The 18,762-nt window shown below is 64.7% G+C and carries 25 protein-coding genes; 8 read left to right on the forward strand and 17 right to left on the reverse strand.

Translation table 11 applies throughout. The annotated features are described in order from the left end of the window. The 5 genes from VK682_RS18100 to aat form a co-directional block, all read left to right on the forward strand. On the forward strand, positions 1-215 hold a 215-nt coding region (locus VK682_RS18100; protein ID WP_425262620.1), incomplete at its 5' end, for an AMP-binding enzyme. Between the two features lie 127 nt (positions 216-342). Beyond that, a complete protein-coding gene (locus tag VK682_RS18105; protein WP_230797211.1) occupies positions 343-723 on the forward strand; it encodes a hypothetical protein in 381 nt (126 codons plus the stop codon). A 145-nt stretch (positions 724-868) separates the two neighbouring features. After that, positions 869-1,354 carry an acetyl-CoA carboxylase biotin carboxyl carrier protein gene (accB, locus tag VK682_RS18110; RefSeq protein ID WP_089849081.1) on the forward strand — a complete coding sequence of 162 codons (486 nt, stop codon included), beginning with the start codon at positions 869-871 and terminating at the stop codon, positions 1,352-1,354. A 5-nt stretch (positions 1,355-1,359) separates the two neighbouring features. Further along, entirely contained in the window at positions 1,360-2,712 is a 1,353-nt protein-coding gene (gene accC / locus VK682_RS18115) for an acetyl-CoA carboxylase biotin carboxylase subunit (RefSeq protein ID WP_089849079.1), read from the forward strand. A gap of 43 nt (positions 2,713-2,755) precedes the next feature. Then, the gene (aat, locus tag VK682_RS18120) at positions 2,756-3,391 is read left to right on the forward strand and encodes a leucyl/phenylalanyl-tRNA--protein transferase (protein WP_230797212.1); all 636 of its coding nucleotides are present in this window, start codon (positions 2,756-2,758) and stop codon (positions 3,389-3,391) included. Here aat and VK682_RS18125 read toward each other — a convergent pair. The 17 genes from VK682_RS18125 to VK682_RS18205 form a co-directional block, all read right to left on the reverse strand. Then, the gene (locus tag VK682_RS18125) at positions 3,355-3,714 is read right to left on the reverse strand and encodes a DUF2155 domain-containing protein (RefSeq protein WP_230797213.1); all 360 of its coding nucleotides are present in this window, start codon (positions 3,712-3,714) and stop codon (positions 3,355-3,357) included. The genes aat and VK682_RS18125 overlap by 37 nt on opposite strands. Further along, positions 3,711-4,157 (reverse strand): outer membrane lipid asymmetry maintenance protein MlaD, encoded by a 447-nt coding sequence (gene mlaD / locus VK682_RS18130; RefSeq protein ID WP_089849074.1) that lies wholly within the window; start codon positions 4,155-4,157, stop codon positions 3,711-3,713. The genes VK682_RS18125 and mlaD overlap by 4 nt, the downstream gene beginning before the upstream one ends. A gap of 1 nt (position 4,158) precedes the next feature. After that, positions 4,159-4,542 carry an NADH:ubiquinone oxidoreductase subunit NDUFA12 gene (locus VK682_RS18135; RefSeq protein WP_230797214.1) on the reverse strand — a complete coding sequence of 128 codons (384 nt, stop codon included), beginning with the start codon at positions 4,540-4,542 and terminating at the stop codon, positions 4,159-4,161. Positions 4,543-4,625: 83 nt separating this feature from the next. Next, positions 4,626-4,988, reverse strand: coding sequence for a RidA family protein (locus tag VK682_RS18140; RefSeq protein WP_230797215.1), 363 nt, complete (start codon positions 4,986-4,988; stop codon positions 4,626-4,628). A gap of 73 nt (positions 4,989-5,061) precedes the next feature. Next, positions 5,062-6,327 (reverse strand): ATP-dependent Clp protease ATP-binding subunit ClpX, encoded by a 1,266-nt coding sequence (gene clpX / locus VK682_RS18145; RefSeq protein WP_089849068.1) that lies wholly within the window; start codon positions 6,325-6,327, stop codon positions 5,062-5,064. Positions 6,328-6,480: 153 nt separating this feature from the next. Further along, positions 6,481-7,110, reverse strand: coding sequence for an ATP-dependent Clp protease proteolytic subunit (locus VK682_RS18150; protein WP_089849066.1), 630 nt, complete (start codon positions 7,108-7,110; stop codon positions 6,481-6,483). 109 nt (positions 7,111-7,219) lie between these two features. Next, on the reverse strand, positions 7,220-8,140 hold the full coding sequence (locus tag VK682_RS18155) for a cation diffusion facilitator family transporter (RefSeq protein WP_324782311.1): 921 nt from the start codon (positions 8,138-8,140) through the stop codon (positions 7,220-7,222). 81 nt (positions 8,141-8,221) lie between these two features. Then, positions 8,222-8,362, reverse strand: coding sequence for a hypothetical protein (locus tag VK682_RS18160; protein WP_165616852.1), 141 nt, complete (start codon positions 8,360-8,362; stop codon positions 8,222-8,224). 256 nt (positions 8,363-8,618) lie between these two features. Beyond that, positions 8,619-9,836 carry a c-type cytochrome gene (locus VK682_RS18165; RefSeq protein WP_230797216.1) on the reverse strand — a complete coding sequence of 406 codons (1,218 nt, stop codon included), beginning with the start codon at positions 9,834-9,836 and terminating at the stop codon, positions 8,619-8,621. Further along, positions 9,820-11,094 carry a sulfite dehydrogenase gene (soxC, locus tag VK682_RS18170; RefSeq protein WP_230797217.1) on the reverse strand — a complete coding sequence of 425 codons (1,275 nt, stop codon included), beginning with the start codon at positions 11,092-11,094 and terminating at the stop codon, positions 9,820-9,822. Before soxC ends, VK682_RS18165 begins: the two co-directional genes overlap by 17 nt. An 84-nt stretch (positions 11,095-11,178) precedes the next feature. Further along, positions 11,179-12,876: a thiosulfohydrolase SoxB gene (gene soxB, locus VK682_RS18175; protein ID WP_089849057.1), complete on the reverse strand. Its 1,698-nt coding sequence runs from the start codon at positions 12,874-12,876 to the stop codon at positions 11,179-11,181. 93 nt (positions 12,877-12,969) lie between these two features. Beyond that, positions 12,970-13,821 (reverse strand): sulfur oxidation c-type cytochrome SoxA, encoded by an 852-nt coding sequence (gene soxA, locus VK682_RS18180; RefSeq protein WP_089849055.1) that lies wholly within the window; start codon positions 13,819-13,821, stop codon positions 12,970-12,972. A gap of 59 nt (positions 13,822-13,880) precedes the next feature. After that, positions 13,881-14,210, reverse strand: a complete 330-nt coding sequence (soxZ, locus tag VK682_RS18185) for a thiosulfate oxidation carrier complex protein SoxZ (protein ID WP_089849053.1) — start codon at positions 14,208-14,210, stop codon at positions 13,881-13,883. A 30-nt stretch (positions 14,211-14,240) separates the two neighbouring features. After that, the gene (soxY, locus tag VK682_RS18190; protein WP_089849052.1) at positions 14,241-14,660 is read right to left on the reverse strand and encodes a thiosulfate oxidation carrier protein SoxY; all 420 of its coding nucleotides are present in this window, start codon (positions 14,658-14,660) and stop codon (positions 14,241-14,243) included. 35 nt (positions 14,661-14,695) lie between these two features. Then, on the reverse strand, positions 14,696-15,169 hold the full coding sequence (gene soxX, locus VK682_RS18195; RefSeq protein ID WP_089849050.1) for a sulfur oxidation c-type cytochrome SoxX: 474 nt from the start codon (positions 15,167-15,169) through the stop codon (positions 14,696-14,698). Positions 15,170-15,304: 135 nt separating this feature from the next. Then, positions 15,305-15,886: a thioredoxin family protein gene (locus VK682_RS18200; RefSeq protein ID WP_089849047.1), complete on the reverse strand. Its 582-nt coding sequence runs from the start codon at positions 15,884-15,886 to the stop codon at positions 15,305-15,307. A gap of 16 nt (positions 15,887-15,902) precedes the next feature. Continuing rightward, positions 15,903-16,640 (reverse strand): cytochrome c biogenesis CcdA family protein, encoded by a 738-nt coding sequence (locus VK682_RS18205; RefSeq protein WP_089849100.1) that lies wholly within the window; start codon positions 16,638-16,640, stop codon positions 15,903-15,905. 73 nt (positions 16,641-16,713) lie between these two features. On the opposite strand from VK682_RS18205, the gene VK682_RS18210 reads away from it, so the two are divergent. The 3 genes from VK682_RS18210 to VK682_RS18220 all read left to right on the forward strand — a co-directional run bounded on the left by VK682_RS18210 (position 16,714) and on the right by VK682_RS18220 (position 18,632). Beyond that, positions 16,714-17,124: a thioredoxin fold domain-containing protein gene (locus tag VK682_RS18210; RefSeq protein WP_089849046.1), complete on the forward strand. Its 411-nt coding sequence runs from the start codon at positions 16,714-16,716 to the stop codon at positions 17,122-17,124. After that, entirely contained in the window at positions 17,124-17,489 is a 366-nt protein-coding gene (locus VK682_RS18215) for an ArsR/SmtB family transcription factor (protein WP_375342688.1), read from the forward strand. The genes VK682_RS18210 and VK682_RS18215 overlap by 1 nt, the downstream gene beginning before the upstream one ends. Positions 17,490-17,573: 84 nt before the next feature. Beyond that, the gene (locus VK682_RS18220) at positions 17,574-18,632 is read left to right on the forward strand and encodes a YeeE/YedE family protein (RefSeq protein WP_230797218.1); all 1,059 of its coding nucleotides are present in this window, start codon (positions 17,574-17,576) and stop codon (positions 18,630-18,632) included. Positions 18,633-18,762: the final 130 nt, after the last annotated feature.

The raw sequence follows: 18,762 nt of genomic DNA on the forward strand, positions 1-18,762 counted from the left end.
TGCGCGCCTGGGTCCGGACCGAAATCGGCCCCATCGCCTCCCCGGACCTGATCCAGTGGGCACCCGGCCTGCCCAAGACCCGCTCCGGCAAGATCATGCGCCGTATCCTGCGCAAGATCGCCGAAAACGACTTCGGCGCGCTCGGCGACATCTCCACCCTCGCCGATCCCGCCGTCGTCGATGACCTCATCGAAAACCGCCAGAACAAGGGCTGACCCAAGGGAGGAACAGAAAGCTCGCGTTAACCCTCAGACCAGATTCCGGAGAAAATTCGACCGGATCTGCTGCGACAGAACAGGGATCGTGATATAAATTCCCCGCGGGGGCGCAAGGATACGGAGCATGTCGATGCAGTTCCCCGGCGTTCCCGCGACGGTCGCCCCGTTCGCGACCGGTCACCCGTCAGGGCTTCCCGCCGCTCCCACGCCCCCGGCGCGGGAGACGGTGGTTCAGCCCGCCAGCAAACCACTCCCCGCAGATCCCGAACCCGGGGGTCTGCCCCCGTCCAGCTTCTGGCGCACGCTGTCCGGCCTGCCCGACCCCAGAAACCACAGCGCGCCGCCCTCCATCATGCAGCTGCGCATCACCGCGATTCTCGATGAACAGGTGGAACATCTGCGCGAGGCCGAGCCGGAGACCGCCACGGATCCGGCCTCTTCTGCCCCGGAAGACAGGGACGAACCGCCCCGAACCGACCGCGTCGACCCGGCAAATACCCCCTGACGCACCCGCCGTTCCGGCCGCGAAGTTGGGGCCCGCGCACCATTTCGCCGCCGCCTCGCTTTTCATGGCAGAAACCATAGCCTATAAGCCCGAAATCGACAGGCCCTGAAAACTACGGGCCCGGCACAAAACCGGCGAGGACGGCATGAGCAAAGACACCCATGAAGCCGATGTGGCCTTCATCAAGGCCCTGGCGGAACTGCTGCGAGACAACGACCTGACGGAGCTTCAGGTCAAGCGCGACTACGGCGAGGATGACAGCCTCAACGTGCGCGTCAGCCGCATGCACCCGCAGGCGCCGGTGGTCACCAGCGTCGCAGCCCCTGCCGCGGCCCCTGTGGCCGCCATTCCGGCCCCCAGCGCGGCCGACACCCTGCCCGAGGATCCCGCCTCCCATCCCGGCGCCGTCACCTCGCCCATGGTGGGGACGATCTACATGCAGGCCGAACCGGGTGCCCCGGCTTTCATCACCGTGGGCGCGCAGGTCAAGGAAGGCGACACGCTGGTCATCGTCGAGGCGATGAAGACCATGAACCACATCCCCTCGCCCCGCGCCGGCACGGTCAAGCGCATTCTGGTCGAAGACGGCGCGCCCGTCGAATATGGCGCGCCTCTGGTCATTCTCGAGTAACCGGCATGTTCGACAAGATCCTGATCGCCAACCGGGGCGAAATCGCGCTGCGTGTCATCCGCGCCTGCCGCGAGATGGGCATCGCCTCTGTCGCGGTGCATTCCACCGCAGATGCCGACGCCATGCATGTGCGTATGGCCGATGAGACCATCTGCATCGGCCCTGCGCCCTCGGTCGACAGCTACCTGCTGCCGCCCGCCATTATTTCCGCCTGCGAGGTGACCGGCGCGCAGGCCATCCATCCCGGCTATGGGTTCCTGTCGGAAAACGCCCGCTTCGTGCAGATGGTGGAGGATCACGGCCTGACCTTCATCGGGCCGCGCGCAGAACATATCCGCATCATGGGCGACAAGATCACCGCCAAGGACACGATGAAGGCGCTTGGCGTGCCCTGCGTGCCCGGCTCTGACGGCGGCGTGCCGGATCTGGAAACCGCGAAACGGCTGGGCGAGGAAATCGGCTATCCGGTCATCATCAAGGCGACCGCAGGCGGGGGCGGCCGTGGCATGAAGGTGGCGCAGACCGCCGCTGATATGGAGCGCGCCTTTCACACCGCGCGTGCCGAAGGCAAGTCGGCCTTTGGCAATGACGAGGTCTATATCGAGAAATACCTGCAGAAGCCGCGCCATATCGAAATTCAGGTGTTCGGCGACGGCAAGGGCAACGCGGTGCATCTGGCGGAACGCGACTGTTCGCTGCAGCGCCGTCACCAGAAGGTGTTCGAAGAAGCCCCCGGCCCCTGCATCACCCCCGAGGAACGCGCCCGCATCGGCAAGACCTGCGCCGACGCCGTGGCCCGCATCAAATACGCGGGCGCCGGTACGGTCGAATTCCTGTATGAAGACGGCGAGTTCTATTTCATCGAGATGAACACCCGCCTGCAGGTGGAACATCCGGTGACCGAGGCCATCTTTGGCGTCGATCTGGTGCGAGAACAGATCCGGGTGGCCGAAGGTTATCCGCTGTCCTTCACGCAGGAGGATCTGACCATCAATGGCCATGCCATCGAGGTGCGGATCAACGCCGAACGCCTGCCCAGCTTCACCCCCTGCCCCGGCAAGATCACGCAATATCATGCGCCGGGCGGACTGGGTGTGCGGATGGATTCGGCGCTGTATGACGGCTATGTCATCCCGCCCTATTACGACAGCCTGATCGGCAAGCTGATCGTGCACGGGCGCGACCGCCCCGAAGCGCTGGCCCGCCTGAACCGCGCGCTTGGCGAGCTGATCGTGGACGGGGTGGACACCACCGTGCCGCTGTTCCACGCGCTGCTGCAGGAACCCGACATCCATTCCGGCGATTACAACATTCACTGGCTGGAAAAATGGCTGGCCAGCACGCTCGCCGACGCATGACCCCCGCATCACCGGCCCCTTTCCCCGCGAGGAAGGGGGCCTGATGCAGCTGACGCCGGAGCTTCTGCTGCACGGCTACAGGTCGGGGATTTTCCCCATGGCCGAACATCGCGCCGACACGGAGCTGTTCTGGGTCGATCCGCGCCGCCGCGGCATCCTGCCCATGACCGGCTTTCGCATCTCGCGCAGTCTGGCCCGGCGGCTGCGCCGCGACGATTACCAGATCACGCTGAACGCCGATTTTGCCGGGGTGATCGATGCCTGCGCCGACCGTCCCGAAACATGGATCAATGCTGAAATCCGGCGGCTGTTTCTGGAGCTGCACCACCGGGGACAGGCGCATTCGCTGGAAGTCTGGATGGACGGGGCTCTGGCAGGCGGAGTTTACGGGCTGGAACTGGGCGGTGCCTTCTGCGGCGAATCGATGTTCTCGCGCCGCCGCGACGGGTCCAAACTTGCGCTGGCCTGGCTGATGGATCTGCTGCGGCGGGCGGGATTTACCCTGTTTGACACGCAGTTCCTGACCGATCATCTGGCCAGTCTGGGCGGCATCGAAATCCCCCGCGCCAGCTATCACGCGCAGCTTGCGCTGGCGCTGCGGCAGGCGCCCCGGCTGGCAGAGACGCCCTTGGCCGCCTCAGGTCAGGAATTGGTGCAGCGGATGACCCAGACGTCGTAACGCTGGTGATCCATCGGGTTCAGCGCGGGAGAAGAGGCGATCATCCAGCCCCGGAACACCGGCTCTGCCGTGCCCATCTCTCGCACCGTCAGAAAGGCAAAGGCCTCGCCCGCGCGGTTGCCCTGCGGATAGCGGCAGTCTTCCACCGTAATCTCGATCCGGCCAAATTCGGTGCTGTTGCCGCTGCGCACCTCCAGATCGGTGGCGCGGCCATTCAGCTTGTCCAGCCCGCGCAGCAGCGCGCCGGTGCCGGTTTCGGTGGTCTCCTGCGCAACAGCCGCACCTGCGGCCAGCGTCAGAAGCAGCGCCAGAAGCCGTGTCATTCGCCATCCCCCGCAACATATTTCAACAGCAGCGACATCAGGCTGACCGATCCCTGCGTGTCGAGGATCTCTGCCCCCGGCTCGTAGAAGAAGGCAGAGCCGCCCGGGCTGATTTCCACGAAATTGCCGCCAAGCAGCCCTTCGGAGGTGACGACGATCGCGCTGTCATCGGGGATTTTCACCTGATCCTGCAGGGTCAGGGACATTTCGGCGCGATAGGTTTCGGGATCCAGCGCGATGCCGGTCACCGAGCCCACCTTGACCCCGGCCAGACGCACGTCGCTGCCCACGCTCACCCCTTCCAGAGACCGGAAGCTGGCGGTCAGCGGATAGCCCTGCTGCGAGAGCGTGTAGCCGGTGCTGGTGACGGCATAGGCGCCGAACGCGACGGCCCCCGCCAGAACAACCCCACCGACCAGCACCTCTGTGACAGAGGAGGCCATTTTATTCCGGGCTCCAAGCCTCGTAATCCCGACGGGCCGCGGGCTGCGGCTGACGGATCGACCCGGCGGGCGCATAGGCCAGCGCGGTGCCGGTCAGGTTTTCCACATGCGGCTTCTGCCACGGCTTGTGCACCATGGGCGTTTCCGTCGGCGGCGTGTCATAGGTGTGATGCAGCCAGCCGTGCCAGTCGGCGCCGACCCGCGTGGCCTCGGCCTCGCCATTGAACATGACCCAGCGGCGCTTGCCGTCCTTGGTCTGGTAGAAGATGTTGCCCTGATCATCCTCCCCCACCCGCACGCCCTTGCGCGAGGTGTAAAGCTGGGTGTTCAGCGTGCCCCCGTTCCACCAAGTCACGGCCCGCAGCAGGGTGTTCAGAATGCCCATGGACGACTCCTCGTGATCAAGCTCAGTCCGTATATGACGAATTGCGCCGCCAAGGTCCAGCCGTGGCGGCGCGACAGCCCGCCTCAGGCCGGGGCCAATGCGGTCAATTCGATCTCGATCCGGTATTTCGGGTCGATAAGCTCGGCCACCACCATGGTCGCGGCAGGCGGGTTGGCGCCGAAGGCCTCGCGCAGGATCGGCCAGCAGGGTTCGAACTCGGCGGCGTCGGGCAGGTAATAGTTGACCCGCACCGTGTCCGACAGGCTGGCGCGCGCTTCGGTCAGCGCCTTTTCGATGGTGGCCAGCGCCGCGCGGCACTGATCCTCGACGGTGTCGCCCTGCCCCACGGTGCCCGCGACATGCACGAAGCCCCCCGCCACCACGGCGCGGCAATAGCCGATCTTGGTCTCGAACTCGCCCCCGAAGGAGATACGCCGGATCGTCATTCAGATAGTCCTCTGGTCCACAAGAAAAGGGCGGGGCCTGTCTGCCCCGCCCCGATTGGAAATGTCTGCGGTCTTAGCCCGCAGAGGCCGGTTCCTTTTTGGAATCAGCGTAGATCAGCAGTGGCTTGGCGTCAGAGGTCACCGCCTCTTCGTTCACCACCACCTCGGTCACGTCATCCATGCCCGGCAGTTCGAACATGGTGTCCAGCAGGATGCCTTCGAGGATGGAGCGAAGGCCCCGCGCGCCGGTCTTGCGCGCGATGGCGCGCTTGGCCACGGCGCTCAGCGCGTCGTCGGTAAAGGACAGCTGCGTGTCCTCCATCTCGAACAGGCGCTGATACTGCTTGACCAGCGCGTTCTTGGGCTGGGTCAGAATGGTGACCAGCGCATCCTCGTCCAGATCCTCCAGCGTGGCGATGACCGGAAGACGGCCGACAAATTCGGGGATAAGACCGAATTTCAGCAGATCCTCGGGCTCCAGCTCCTTGAAGATCTCGCCGGTGCCGCGCTGTTCGGGATCGCGCACATCGGCGCCAAAGCCCATGGCCGAACCCTTGCCGCGCTGCGCGATGATCCGGTCCAGACCCGCAAAGGCGCCGCCACAGATGAACAGGATGTTCGTGGTGTCCACCTGCAGGAATTCCTGCTGCGGATGCTTGCGCCCGCCCTGCGGCGGCACGCTGGCCACGGTACCTTCCATCAGCTTCAGCAGCGCCTGCTGCACCCCTTCGCCCGACACGTCGCGAGTGATGGAGGGGTTTTCGGACTTGCGCGTGATCTTGTCGACCTCGTCGATATAGACGATGCCGCGCTGCGCCCGCTCCACGTTGTATTCGCTGGCCTGAAGCAGCTTCAGGATGATGTTTTCCACATCCTCGCCGACATAGCCCGCTTCGGTCAGCGTGGTCGCGTCGGCCATGGTGAAGGGCACGTCAAGGATCCGTGCCAGCGTCTGCGCCAGCAGGGTCTTGCCGCAGCCCGTCGGGCCGATCAGCAGGATGTTGGATTTCGCCAGCTCGATGTCACTGCTTTTCTGCGAGTGATTGAGCCGCTTGTAGTGGTTGTGCACCGCAACAGACAGCACCCGCTTCGCTTTCATCTGGCCGATCACATAGTCGTCCAGCACGTCGCAGATATCCCGCGGCGTGGGCACCCCGTCAGCAGACTTCAGGCCAGCGCCCTTGGTCTCCTCACGGATGATGTCCATGCAGAGTTCGACACATTCGTCGCAGATGAAGACGGTCGGACCCGCGATCAGCTTGCGCACTTCATGCTGACTCTTGCCGCAGAAGCTGCAGTAGAGGGTGTTCTTGCTGTCGCCGCCGGAATTCGTCGCCATGTCACACCTTTCCAGGCCTGTTCATCACATTCACCGGAGCCAATGCTCCGAGAAGGCCTATCGTCTCTGCCAAGTCCGGAAAGTCTAGGACAGCGCCTTCCGGTCCACAATGTCAAAATTGCCACGCCGCCAAGTCGGGGCGCGGCAATCCGATCACGATTTTTTATCTTCGGCGCCGCGCTTGTCGACGATGTCGTCGATCAGGCCCCAGGATTTGGCATCTTCCGGAGACATGAAATTGTCGCGCTCCAGCGCCCGCTCCACCTCTTCGAGCGTGCGGCCGCAATGGCGGACATATATCTCGTTCAGGCGCCGCTTCAGCTTCAGGGTTTCTTCGGCGTGGATCATGATGTCCGTCGCCTGCCCCTGATAGCCGCCGGAGGGCTGGTGCACCATGATGCGGCTGTTGGGCAGCGAGAAGCGCATGCCCGGCTCGCCCGCGGCCAGCAGCAGCGACCCCATGGAGGCCGCCTGCCCGATCACCAGGGTCGACACCTTGGGCCGGATGTACTGCATCGTGTCATAGATCGACAGGCCGGAGGTGACGACACCGCCGGGGCTGTTGATATACATCGAGATTTCCTTGGACGGGTTTTCCGCCTCAAGGTGCAGAAGCTGCGCCACGATGAGCGACGACATGCCGTCATGCACCGGCCCCGACAGGAAGATGATGCGTTCCTTCAGCAGGCGGGAAAAGATGTCATAGGCCCGTTCGCCGCGGCTGGTCTGTTCGACGACCATGGGAACGAGGGTGTTCATGTAAGTGTCAAAAGGATCGTTCATGTCCGCCTGCCTGCTGTGATGTGTCGTCTGAATGCCTAGCGTGCGCATATTGAGAGAGTCTTAGTGTCGGGCCTGAGGGGCTGCAAGGGCCGCCATGGCCAAAACCGGATCAGGCTCCGCCCCAGTCCTGCGGGGCCGTGCAGGGATGTCGGCTGCATTCCAGCTCCAGCGTGACGCGGGTCAGACCGAAGCGGCTTTGCAGCCGGTCCTTCACCGCGCGCTTGATCGCGTCGGCCTCGTGCCACGCCCCCTGTGCCACCACAAGATGCGCCTGCAGCGCCGCGCTGTGTTCATCAAGCTGCCACAGATGCGCCTTGTGCAGCCCTGCCACGCCCGCCACGCCGCGCGCCTCTTCCAGCACCTCGGCGGGGGCAAGCTCGGGCGGGCTGCCCAGCATGAGGATGCGGATGACCCCGCCGATTTCGGTGCATGCCATCCACAGGATATAGGCAGCGATCAGCAGCGTGACCAGAGGGTCCACCCATGTCCAGCCAAAGAGCAGGATCAGCGTGCCCGCAAGAATGACCGCCACCGAGCCCAGAGCATCCGCCACGTTGTGCAGGAAAGCCGCGCGGATGTTGACGCTGTCCTTGGCCATGGCCCATGTCAGCGCCGCCGTGGCAAGGTCGATGACCAGCGCCACGCCCGCGATGATGACCACAAGCCAGCCCTGCACCGGCTCCGGCGACAGGAAGCGCAGCACCGCCTCCATCGCCAGATAAAGCCCGATCACGATGAGCGTGGTGTAGTTGATGAGCGCCGCCACCACCTCGGCCCGAGCCCAGCCGAAGGGCATTTCCGCCGAGGCCGGGCGGCGCGCGATGCGCCGCGCCAGCGTTGCGATGATCAGCGAGATCGCGTCAGAAAAATTGTGCAGCGCGTCGGCGATCATGGCCAGACTGCCGGACAGCACGCCGCCCACCACCTGCGCCACCGTCAGCGCAAGGTTGATGGCAACCGCAAGCCCCATGCGCAGGTCGCCCTGCGCCGCCGCGTGGTGATGGTGGTGATGATGATGTCCGTGCCCCATGTGCCTATCAGGCGCGCGCCTGCGCGGAAGGTCAAGGGGGGCCGCGTCACATGGTTAGCCGGGACTTGCCGCGGCGCACCCTCAGACGTGGGTCTGCCCGTCCTGCACCTGCGGCGGAGTGACCATGCGGAAATCGCGCGGTTCCGCGCGCGGCAGAAGCCCCAGAGCGGCAGCAAGCGCCAACGCGGTGGCCAGCCAGACAATGCCAGTGCGAAAAGTCATGATACGTGTCTCCGGTCTGCGGGCGAAACATCCGCCGAATGGTCAGAATGAAAAGGTCGTGAAGTGGCTTAAATCTGGATCAAATATCGTTGGAGACGCGTGTCTCTGTCATGATCCTGCGCCTTTCGCGGCGGTCCGGCAATTCCGGAATACCTCACCTTTTCGCCATCGGCGGCGCTTGGCCGATGCGGGGCGCGCGCACAAAAAAACCCGGCGCCGCAAGGGCGCCGGGCGATCTGCGTTCAGAGCGGTCCGGTTACGGGAAGCTTTTGAGATACTCGATCACGGCATCAAGATCCTCGTCCTTCCGCAGCCCGGCAAAGGCCATGCGGGTGCCCTTCAGATCCTGCCGCGGATTGGCAAGAAAGGCGCGCAGTTCCTCGGGGGTCCATGTGCCGCCATGCTCCATCATGGCGTCGGAATATTTGAACCCTTCGGCGGCGGCGACCTCGCGGCCCACGATGCCGTTCAGTTCCGGCCCGGTGCGGTTGCTGGCGCCCTCGCCCACCTGATGGCAGGCCTTGCACTTGTTGAAGACCTTCTCGCCCTCTGCGGCAAGATCCGGATCAAAGGCGGCTTCCTGCACCGCAGGCTCCGCCGGGGCGGCCTCTGCGGTCTCGGGTTCTGCCGCTGCGGGCGCGGCGTCCTCGGCGGGGGCAGCCGCCGCTTCGGTCGCTGCGGGCTCTGCCTCGCTGCCTGCCTGATCGGGGGTCACATCCAGCACGGTCGCGCGCATGGTGATTTCCACCTCGTCCTTGCAGGCCTCCATGCAGGGTTCGGCGCGCCATTGCGGGTATTCCGTCTCCGCCCGGTCATCGACGATGAACCCTTCGCTGTTGGGCATCTCGACTTCGGTGAAATTCTCGTTCGAGAGGACGAATTCGTCATCCACCAGATCGTTGGAATAAAGGATATAGGCCGTGATGGCATACACCTCGTCATCGCTGAGGATCTGCGCATTGCCAAACGGCATGGAGCGGTGGACGTAATCATAGACCGTGGAGAGATAGGGCCAGAACGAGCCCACCGTCTTCAGCGGATCGGCATGGTTCAGCGTGCCGTCGCCCCCGGCAAGCTTCGGCCAGTTGCCGACCCCTTCGGCAAAGGATCCGTGACAGGAGGCGCAGTTGTCCTCGAACAGCATCTCGCCATCCTCGACCGAGCCTGCCCCCACCGGCAGGCCGGTGCCATCGGGGCTGATGTCGTGATCCCATGCCGCGACCTCCTCGGGCAGAGCCGTGCGGCCCAGACCGAACTTGCCATCCCCGGCAGAGGTGGCGGCCTGCGCGGCCCCCACCAGCAGACCCTGCGGCGCCTCGGCGGTCTCGACTGGCTCGGGCGCGGGCAGCGCGCCCAGAAGCTGCGGCTCAGCCGGCATCCCGGCAATGTTGCGGTCGGCGAAATTGACCGCGACCACCATCACGCCTGCGACGCCCAGCGTCGCCGCGCCAAAAAGCTTAAGAGACTTCGACATTTTCGGCCTCTCCGTTCGACTTGATCCACCATGTCTGGATCGCGTTGTTGTGATAGATCGAGTTCAGGCCGCGCACCTCGCGCAGCTGTGCCTTGGTCGGCTGCACATAACCTGTCTCGTCGATGGCGCGCGACTGCAGCAGCCACTCCTCGCCCTCCCAGACCGTGTCGAGGTAGAAGCGGGTCAGCGCCTTGTTTTCGCCCTCGCGGGCCAGCCGCGCGGTTTCCCATGTCTTGCCGCCGTCCTTGGACACGTCGACGCGGGTGATGCGGCCATGCCCGCTCCATGCCATGCCGGTGATGACCACCGGGCCCTGACCATGGGTGATCGGCATCTGCGGGCTGGGAGAGGTCACCACCGATTTGGCATCCATGACCCAGGTCCACTTGCGCGAGGTGCCATCCGCCAGCGTGTCGGTGTATTTGGAAGTCTCCTCGCGGGATTCCACGGGGCCGTCCATCACCTCGATGCGGCGGATCCACTTCACCCACATGTTGCCTTCCCAGCCCGGCACCACCAGCCGCGCCGGATAGCCATGTTCCTTGCGCAGCGCCTCGCCATTGGCCTTGATGGCGACAAGGCAGTCATCCAGAGCCTTTTCCATGGGGATGGAGCGGCCATTGGAAGACGCATCGGCGCCTTCCACATAGACCCACTTGCCCTCGGTCTCGCCCGACCAGCCCGCCTCGGCCAGAAGCGTGCGCAGCGGGATGCCCGAATATTCCATGTTGTGGATCATGCCATGGGTGAACTGCGCGCCGTTCAGCTGCGCGCCCGCCCATTCCATGCCGGAATTCGCGGCACATTCGCAGAAATACACGTGGTTTTCGCGCGGGAACCGCTCCAGATCGGCATAGCTGAAGACCATCGGCGTCTCCACCAGACCGTTGATCATCAGCCGGTAATCCTCCTTCGCCAGCTCGATCGCCCCGGAATGGTGCCGCTCAAAGGCGCAGCCCGCAGGAGTGATCGTGCCATCCAGCGCGTGGATCGGCGTAAAGTTGATCGAACTGATCGTGTCGGCGGTCAGCCATTCGACGTTGCGCCGGATCACGTCCTCCTCGAACCGGATGGGCAGGCCGTAAGGGGTGGCATCCACCCCGTCGCCAAAGCCCTGCGCCCAAGGCTGCACGGTGGTGATCAGCGGATCGGGATCGGCGGCCTGCGCCATGCCCGCGCCCAGCAGGGCCCCACCGGCGGCCACGCTTCCTCTGAGAAAGGCCCGGCGGCTGGTGCCGCGCCCGGTATCCTCTGCCATGTCGAGCTCCTTTTCGGATAGACTTATTCGCCTATGTGAATGAACCGGCGAAAATTTTTTGCCAAATGCCCGCGGCGGGGGCGCTTACGCGCCCACCACCTGCACGCTGGTGTTGTCGGGCACGGTGACCGTGCCCTGCTTGCGGATATGGCTTTCCACCACATCCCAGATCTGCGGCCCCTCGGTGCCCTCGTTCACGCTGGCCCAGCCCGCGACCACATAGGTCTTGGCGGGGTCGATGGCCTCGCCGGTGCTCAGCAGCGTCATCTCGCTGATGCGCTCGCCCTGCGGCTTGGAGATGTCGATGCGGTAGCCCATGCCGCCGATGCGCACCATGTCGCCGCCCTGCTGGTAATAGGGATCGGGGTTGAAGATGTTGTCGGCCACGTCTTCGAGGATCACCTTGATGAATTCCCCGGTCATCTCCGACCTGTAGGCCTTGCCATAGGTCATGGAGGTGACGTTGAAGATGTCCTCGCGGGTAATCGGCGCCCCGGGGATCAGCGACGGCCCCCAGCGCACGCCCGGCGACATGGCGATGTCGGCCTCGCGTTCGGACAGCAGCGCGTTGCAGATCAGGTCATCCCACGAGCCGTTGAAATTGCCCCGGCGATACAGCAGCGACTCCGTCTCGCCGATGACCTCCTCCAGCTCCGCCTTGAAGGGCGCGCGCTGCTCGTCGATCAGCTGCGCCATCTCGGCATCGGGGGTGATCACGTCGGAAAAGATCGGGATCAGCTTGTGGCGGAAGCCCATCATGCGGCCATCGCGCACGTCCAGATCGACGCGGCTGACAAATTTGCCGTTGGAGCCGGAGGCGACGATGATCGTCTCGCCCACCAGCACCGGTTCGGGCAGCGCGTCATGGGTGTGGCCGGACAGGATCACGTCGATGCCCGACACGATGCCCGCCATCTTCTTGTCCACGTCGAAGCCGTTATGCGACAGGCAGACCACCAGTTCGGCGCCCTGCGCCCGCACCTCGTCGACCATGGCCTGCATGTTCGCGTCGCGGATGCCGAAGCTGTATTCGGGGAACATCCAGCCGGGGTTGGCGATGGGCATATAGGGGAAGGCTTGCCCGATCACCGCGACCTTGACCCCGCCCCGTTCGAAGACCTGATAGGGCTTGAACGCCTCGGCGGGTTCATCCCATTCCGCGTCAAAGATGTTCTGGCCAAGCGCGGCGAAGGGCAGTCCCTCCACCAGCTCGCGCACCCGGTCGGAGCCCAGCGTGAATTCCCAGTGGAAGGTCATGGCATCCGGCTTCAGCGCGTTCATGACATTGACCATGTCCTGCCCGGCGGTCTTGTAGCAGGTCAGCGAGCCATGCCACGTGTCGCCGCCATCCAGCAGGATCGCGTCGGGACGGTCGGCGCGGATCGCCTTGACCACCGTGGCCACGCGGTCCATGCCGCCCACCTTGCCATAGGCCTGCGCCAGCGCCGAAAAATCCCCCGAGGACAGCGCGTAATGCGACGGCGAGCCATCCTCGATCCCGTAGAGCCTGCGGAAATCGGCGCCGGTGACATGCGGCACCTCGCCCTTGTTCGGGCCGACGCCGATATTGACCGAAGGTTCGCGGAACCAGATCGGTTTCAGCTGCGCATGGATGTCGGTGACATGGATCAGCGAGACATTGCCAAACGTGTCGAACTGCAGAAGCTGGTCCTGCGTCAGCGCCTGCTGCGCCGCCAGCCGCGACCAGTTGCCAAAGCCGCTGGCCCCGACCAGCGCCGAGGCCGCCATGGACACCTGAAGGAAATCGCGTCTGGAGATCATGGGAGAAGGTTCCTTGGTCGTGACACACATGCGCATGTGTGAATTGAATGCGGGCAGAAATCCCGCGCGACGCAGCCGCGCGGGAGGAGTGGCTCAGTTGCGGACAGCCGGACCTTCGACGCCAAGCCCGTTGCCGCGCGAGGCGACATAAAGCTCCAGCGCGACAAATTCCGGGGAATCGGCGGCAAAGGTTTCGGCGCGGGTGTCGCGGATGCAGCCGCGGAAGCGGTCATGGCTGCCGACAAGGCTCGCGCTGTTCAGCCGGTAGGTCGGGAAGCCGTTGATCTGGCCCTGGCTCAGGTGGTCGGCGCGGATGTAATTGCCGTAATTCTGCTCGTGGCAGTTGGCGCAGGACAGTTCCAGCAGGCCATACCGGGTGTAATACATCTCCTTGCCCTGTTCCCAGGTCTCGGCAGCGGGTCCGTCGATGGCAACATCAACCGGCATCCCGCGCGAGACCGAGGACATCAGCGCATCCATATACACCGCCGGCTTGGAGTCGTATTTCCACGGCTCGGCGCCCATGCGGTTCACCCGGCAGTCGTTATACTGCATCTGAAGCGTGCGCACCTCGCCCGCCTCTTCGTTCCACTTGGGATAGACCGGGCGCACGCCCGCCATCTCCTCGGGGTCGCCATGGCAGTCGGCGCAGGATTTGCCCTCGCTGCCTTCGGGGGCGTTCCATGTGTCGATGGCCTGATCGACAAAGATCATCCCCGGATTGTCGAAATCGTCCATCTCGAGCGCCTGCGTCTCGTCCGCCCGGAAATGCCAGCCCGAGACGATCTCGTCGAGGTTTTCAAGGTGATCCGGCGCGGCGGTCTTGGTGGTGATTTCCAGATCCCCGTTGATGATCAAGGTGTCATCATCCGCGCCGCCCGCACTCAGCATCGGTGCAGACAGGGCCAGAGTGGCAATGACAGCCGTCATGGTCTTGTACTTCATGTCGCTTCTCCCTCCCTGAAAGACCCCGCCCCGTCTTCTCGCGGGGCGGGGCTCCGAAATCATGCGATTTCGATGCTCTGCGTGTCTTCGTAGACCGAGCCGTCGTCGTCGTACCACGTGAACTTGAAGTCACCGGCTTCGTTCACCATGGCTTCGAATTCGAAGTAGGGATTGGTCGAAATCGCCGGATCCATGGCCACGTCAAGGACCATCTCGCCGTTGAATTCGCAGGTGAAGCGGTTGATGATCGACCGCGGGATCACGTTGCCGCTGCTGTCCTTGCGCTGGCCGGATTCCATCGGGTGGCTGATGAGCGTCTTCAGCATCACAGCCTCGCCAGCGGCGGCGGATTTGGGGACTTTCACCCGGGGTTTGACACCGTCTGCCATTTTAAACGTCTCCTGATGAGAGGGGGTCGATCAGCCGCCGCAGCCGCCGATGGTGACTTTCACGGTCTTGCTGGTGCGGGCAAAGCTGCCATCGGCCAGCTTGGCCACCGCCACCACATCCTGCGTGCCGGCCAGCCGGATCCGGGTGGAGGCATATTGCGACGCGGCGAGCGGGCCGAAGTTGAAGGTGGCCACGGGCGGGGTCGGGTTGCCGGTGGCAAGCACCAGAATGGCCGACGCGCCTTCGGCACGCACTTCGATCGGCACGGTATTGCCGTTTTCCGCGATCTCGGGCGCGGTCAGTTCCACCCCGGTATCGGCCATGTCTGCGCCACCGGTGAACTCTGCGATCAGCTCTTCGCTGGTCGCGGCATAGGCCCCGGCGGGCAGCAGCGTGACCAGAGCGGCGGCACCGCCGATGGCCAGGGTTTCACGACGTGTGAAGTCCATGTTGCGTGTCTCCTGAATCTGGGTGGTCGCGTCTGTCAGTCCTGCAACGTCATGAGGAACGCGACCACGTCCTCTACGTCCTGTGCGGCGAGAATGGGGGAAATCGTCTCTGACGCGGCCTTGCCGGTATACCCGTCCCCCGGACGGATGAACCCGCTGGTCTTGTAGAAGGCGGGCATCACCGTGCCTTCGAAGGTGTGCTTGGCATTGGCGATGATCCCGCGCAGTTCCGCCTCGCTCCGATAGCCGCCCACGCCGTCAAGCGGCGGCCCGACTTCGCCATGGAAAGGCGCATTGTCCAGTGCAGAGACCGCGTGGCAGGCCACGCAATTGCCCAGACCGCGGTTGACCGCGATCTTGGCGCCGTTTTCCGGGTTGCCGGGCTGGCCGGTCAGCGAAGCCTCTACCGCGCCGTAGTCGTCATAGACGACGTCGTCGGGTAGAACGGTCTCGGCCGCGGCCACCCCGGCAAAAAGCGCGGCGGCCAGCGTCATCCCTATAAACTTCATGTCTCCTCCCTAGGCTCAAGCCGGCCCTTGTTCCGGGCCTCGTCGTCTTTGGCTATGGAATACCGTAGTCTACCGCAGCCCCTTTACGCAACAACAAATTCACGGATGTGAATTACTGTCCGTTAACCTTTCGACTCAGTCGGTGGCGCCATCGGCGCGTTCCTGAATCCGTCTGGCGTGATAACGCTGGAAATCTTCGCCGTTATCAAGCTCGTATCGCTTCTCGGCGACCCATGTGAACATGTCGAGCGTCGTGCCCTTGCCAAAGGCGCCCGGCATCACCGCCACTGCCGCCTCTGTCGCCGTGGCATCCTCGGGCACCTCTTCGGGCAGAAACACGATGTTTGGCGTGAACAGCACGCGCCATTTCTGCGCCGCAGCCTTCTCGGGCAGCGACTCACCGTCAAAATCGGTGACCTCGGTGTCGCCATGCAGGTTGATCTGCACCACATAGAAATTGTCGGCGATGTAATCGCTCACCTCGGCGTCGGAAAACACCTCCTCGTGCATCTGGTGGCAGTAGATGCAGCCGCGCTGCTCCACGAACAGCACCAGCCGCTTGCCCTCGGCATTGGCCTCGGCCAGATCCTCGCGCAGATCCTTGAAGGTGTCGCGCATCCAAGGCTCCTTGTAGAGCCCGTCATCGCCCATCTCGGCCGCCCAGAGGGGCAGCGCGATACAGGTTGCGGCCAGAGCCGCGGCAAAACGCAGAAACATCTCTCTCCTCCCTTGGTCAGCCCAGCGCCGTGAAGCCCGGGAATGTCTCGATCATCCATGTCGAGATCGTGTTCACGGTGTCGGTCGCGATCAGTATCGCAAACACGATCAGCAGCACGCCCATCACTTTCTCGGCATGATTGAGATAGCGGCGGTTGCGCTGCATCCAGGTCAGGAATGGCCGCGCAAAGGCCGCCGCCAGCACGAAGGGCGCGGTCATGCCCAGCCCGAACACCGCCAGCAGCAGCGCGCCCATCACGATATCGCCCATGCCGCTTGCGATCATCAGGATCGAGGCCAGCACCGGCCCCACGCAGGCGGTCCAGCCAAAGCCGAAGGCCAGCCCCATGACATAGGCGCCCAGCACCGTCGACGGGTCCGCCTTGCTGTCCATCCGCTTTTCCCGGTAGAGGAACCCGATCTTGATGACGCCCAGAAAATGCAGCCCGAACAGGAAGATGACCGCCGCCGCCACATAGGACAGCGGCCGCCGCCAGTCGGCAAAGGCCTGCCCCAGCGCGGTGGCCCCCATCCCCAGCAGCATGAAGATGGTGGTCACGCCCAGCGCGAACATCACCGAAGAGACCAGAAGCCGCCGCTGCGCCCCGGGCGCGATCGCCCCGTCGCCGCGCAGCTCAGCCATGGAAATCCCCGCCATGTATGACAGGTAAAAAGGCACCATCGGCAGGATGCAGGGGGTGAAGAAGGCACCGAAGCCCGCCAGCAGGGCCCCCAGAAAGCTGATGTCGAACAAGCCCGCCTCCCCCGCCTTGAACAATTCACATATTCATATTACCTTGTCCGACGATACGTCAACCGGGTGTGCGATGCGCCTTTCCGTCCTTCTGTTTGCAGGGCTTGCCGCCCTTGCCCTGTTCAGCGCCCCGGCGCGGGCAGAGCTGCGTCTGCTGATGGTCGAACAGCAGGGCTGCGCCTATTGCGCGCTCTGGAACCGGCAGATCGCCCCCGCCTATCCCAACACCTCCGAAGGCCGGTTTGCGCCGCTTTTGCGGGCGGATCTGCGCGATCCCCCGCCCGACGGCGTGACATATGCCCGAAAGGTGGTATTCACGCCCACCTTCCTCCTGATAGAGAACGGTCAGGAACTGGCCCGCATGGAAGGCTACGTGGGCGAGGATTTCTTCTGGCCGATGCTCGCGCGCATGCTGGAGCAGCACACGGACTACGATCCCGGCGCGGTGGAGGACGGCCCGGCGATCCCTCTGGAGGGTGGGTGATGAACATGACGCTTCCGGTCATCTCTGACGATCTGAGCGAGGCGGAACTGGACCGGATCGTCGACAAGGCGACAGCGGCCTCGGCCTTTCTCAAGGCGATCAGCCATGAAGGCCGCCTGATGATCCTGTGCCATCTGGTCACCGGCGAAAAATCCGTGACCGAACTGGAGGATCTGCTCTCTGCCCGGCAGGCCGCCGTGTCGCAGCAGCTGTCGCGCCTGCGGCTCGAAGGGCTGGTGGTGCCACGCCGCGACGGCAAGGCCATCTATTACCGGCTCGCCGATGACCGGCCCCGCCGCATGCTGGAATGCGTCTACGAGCTGTTCTGCGCCGAAGACGGCGCGCCCACCAGCAGCGGATCCTGACCGGACACATTCCAGAACACGCTTGCGAATTTCGCGACATCATCCCATACTCCGCCCTCACGACAGCGGAGGAGGAGCCCTGTCATGATCGACAGCATCACCGACCATCATCTGGTCGCCCTGATCGGGCTGGCCAGCGGCCTGCTTCTGGGCCTTGCCGCCCGGCTGGGGCGGTTCTGCACCCTCGGCGCCATCGAGGATGTGCTCTATGGCGGTTCCGACCTCCGGCTGCGCATGTGGGGGGTGGCCATCGGCACGGCGGTGCTTGGCAGTTTCGGGCTGATGGCGGCGGGCCTGCTTGAGGCGACCGACACCTATTACCTGTCGGTCCGCTGGCTGCCGCTGGCCTCCATAGCGGGCGGGCTGGCCTTTGGCTATGGCATGGCGCTCGCGGGCACCTGCGGCTATGGTGCCATCGCCCGGCTGGGCGGCGGCGACCTGCGCAGCTTCGTCATCGTGCTGGTGATGGGCGTGTCCACCTATGTGGTGCTGTCCGGCCCGCTGGCGCCGCTGCGCGTGGCGCTGTTCCCGCAGGCGGAGGTCATCACCACAACGCCGCCGGGGCTGGCGCACTGGCTGGCGCGCCTGACCGGCCTGCCGGTCACGGCGCTCGGGCTCGGCTTCGGCGCGCTGATCCTCGCGGGCGCGCTCGCCTCGCCCGGGCTGCGCGCAAAACCGAAACAGGTGGCATGGGCCATGGCCGTCGGCCTCGCCATCGTGCTGGCCTGGGCGGGTACGGCCTGGGTTGCGGCCACGGGCTTTGCCGGCGTGCCGGTGGCCTCGCACAGCTTCGCCGCGCCCTTGGGCGACTCGCTGCTGTGGTGGATGACCGGATCAGCGCGCCCCATCACCTTTGCCGTGGGATCCGTGGCCGGGGTCTGGGCGGGCGCCTTCCTCGGCTCGCTGATCAAGGGGCATTTCCGCTGGGAGGCCTGCGAGGATCCGCGCGAACTGCGCCGCCAGATCATCGGCGCGGCCCTGATGGGCGCGGGCGCGGTCGTGGCCATGGGCTGCACCATCGGTCAGGGCCTTTCGGCCTTTTCGGTGCTGGCCCTGTCGGCCCCGGTCACCATGGCCGCCATCTTCGCGGGCGCCGCACTTGGCCTGCGCCAGCTCATCCTCGGCTTCCAGCCCGCCGAATGACCATCCGCGCTGCCGCACCACAAGACGCCGCAGCAGCCCCCGCCCCTTCTTCTTGGAAAAAATATCCCGGGGAGCGCGAGGGGCAGCGCCCCCCGCCCTGCTCTGGCGCCGCGCCTCCCGCGCTGGGGGA

Source organism: Salipiger marinus (assembly GCF_035481585.1).
Classification (GTDB): Bacteria; Pseudomonadota; Alphaproteobacteria; order Rhodobacterales; family Rhodobacteraceae; genus Salipiger; species Salipiger marinus.

Bases quoted from the DNA above. Each gene is read 5' to 3' on its own strand.
- VK682_RS18125 (WP_230797213.1), bottom strand. From the start codon at position 3,714: ATGACACGGCTTCTGGCGCTGCTTCTGACGCTGGCCGCAGGTGCGGCT.
- VK682_RS18150 (WP_089849066.1), bottom strand. From the start codon at position 7,110: ATGAACGATCCTTTTGACACTTACATGAACACCCTCGTTCCCATGGTC.
- VK682_RS18215 (WP_375342688.1), top strand. From the start codon at position 17,124: ATGAACATGACGCTTCCGGTCATCTCTGACGATCTGAGCGAGGCGGAA.
- VK682_RS18165 (WP_230797216.1), bottom strand. From the start codon at position 9,836: ATGTCGAAGTCTCTTAAGCTTTTTGGCGCGGCGACGCTGGGCGTCGCA.
- accC (WP_089849079.1), top strand. From the start codon at position 1,360: ATGTTCGACAAGATCCTGATCGCCAACCGGGGCGAAATCGCGCTGCGT.
- clpX (WP_089849068.1), bottom strand. From the start codon at position 6,327: ATGGCGACGAATTCCGGCGGCGACAGCAAGAACACCCTCTACTGCAGC.
- VK682_RS18160 (WP_165616852.1), bottom strand. From the start codon at position 8,362: ATGACTTTTCGCACTGGCATTGTCTGGCTGGCCACCGCGTTGGCGCTT.
- mlaD (WP_089849074.1), bottom strand. From the start codon at position 4,157: ATGGCCTCCTCTGTCACAGAGGTGCTGGTCGGTGGGGTTGTTCTGGCG.
- VK682_RS18210 (WP_089849046.1), top strand. From the start codon at position 16,714: ATGCGCCTTTCCGTCCTTCTGTTTGCAGGGCTTGCCGCCCTTGCCCTG.
- soxB (WP_089849057.1), bottom strand. From the start codon at position 12,876: ATGATCTCCAGACGCGATTTCCTTCAGGTGTCCATGGCGGCCTCGGCG.
- VK682_RS18135 (WP_230797214.1), bottom strand. From the start codon at position 4,542: ATGGGCATTCTGAACACCCTGCTGCGGGCCGTGACTTGGTGGAACGGG.
- VK682_RS18220 (WP_230797218.1), top strand. From the start codon at position 17,574: ATGATCGACAGCATCACCGACCATCATCTGGTCGCCCTGATCGGGCTG.
- soxY (WP_089849052.1), bottom strand. From the start codon at position 14,660: ATGGACTTCACACGTCGTGAAACCCTGGCCATCGGCGGTGCCGCCGCT.
- VK682_RS18200 (WP_089849047.1), bottom strand. From the start codon at position 15,886: ATGTTTCTGCGTTTTGCCGCGGCTCTGGCCGCAACCTGTATCGCGCTG.
- VK682_RS18140 (WP_230797215.1), bottom strand. From the start codon at position 4,988: ATGACGATCCGGCGTATCTCCTTCGGGGGCGAGTTCGAGACCAAGATC.
- soxZ (WP_089849053.1), bottom strand. From the start codon at position 14,210: ATGGCAGACGGTGTCAAACCCCGGGTGAAAGTCCCCAAATCCGCCGCC.
- soxC (WP_230797217.1), bottom strand. From the start codon at position 11,094: ATGGCAGAGGATACCGGGCGCGGCACCAGCCGCCGGGCCTTTCTCAGA.
- VK682_RS18155 (WP_324782311.1), bottom strand. From the start codon at position 8,140: ATGGGGCACGGACATCATCATCACCACCATCACCACGCGGCGGCGCAG.
- aat (WP_230797212.1), top strand. From the start codon at position 2,756: ATGCAGCTGACGCCGGAGCTTCTGCTGCACGGCTACAGGTCGGGGATT.
- soxA (WP_089849055.1), bottom strand. From the start codon at position 13,821: ATGAAGTACAAGACCATGACGGCTGTCATTGCCACTCTGGCCCTGTCT.
- VK682_RS18105 (WP_230797211.1), top strand. From the start codon at position 343: ATGTCGATGCAGTTCCCCGGCGTTCCCGCGACGGTCGCCCCGTTCGCG.
- accB (WP_089849081.1), top strand. From the start codon at position 869: ATGAGCAAAGACACCCATGAAGCCGATGTGGCCTTCATCAAGGCCCTG.
- soxX (WP_089849050.1), bottom strand. From the start codon at position 15,169: ATGAAGTTTATAGGGATGACGCTGGCCGCCGCGCTTTTTGCCGGGGTG.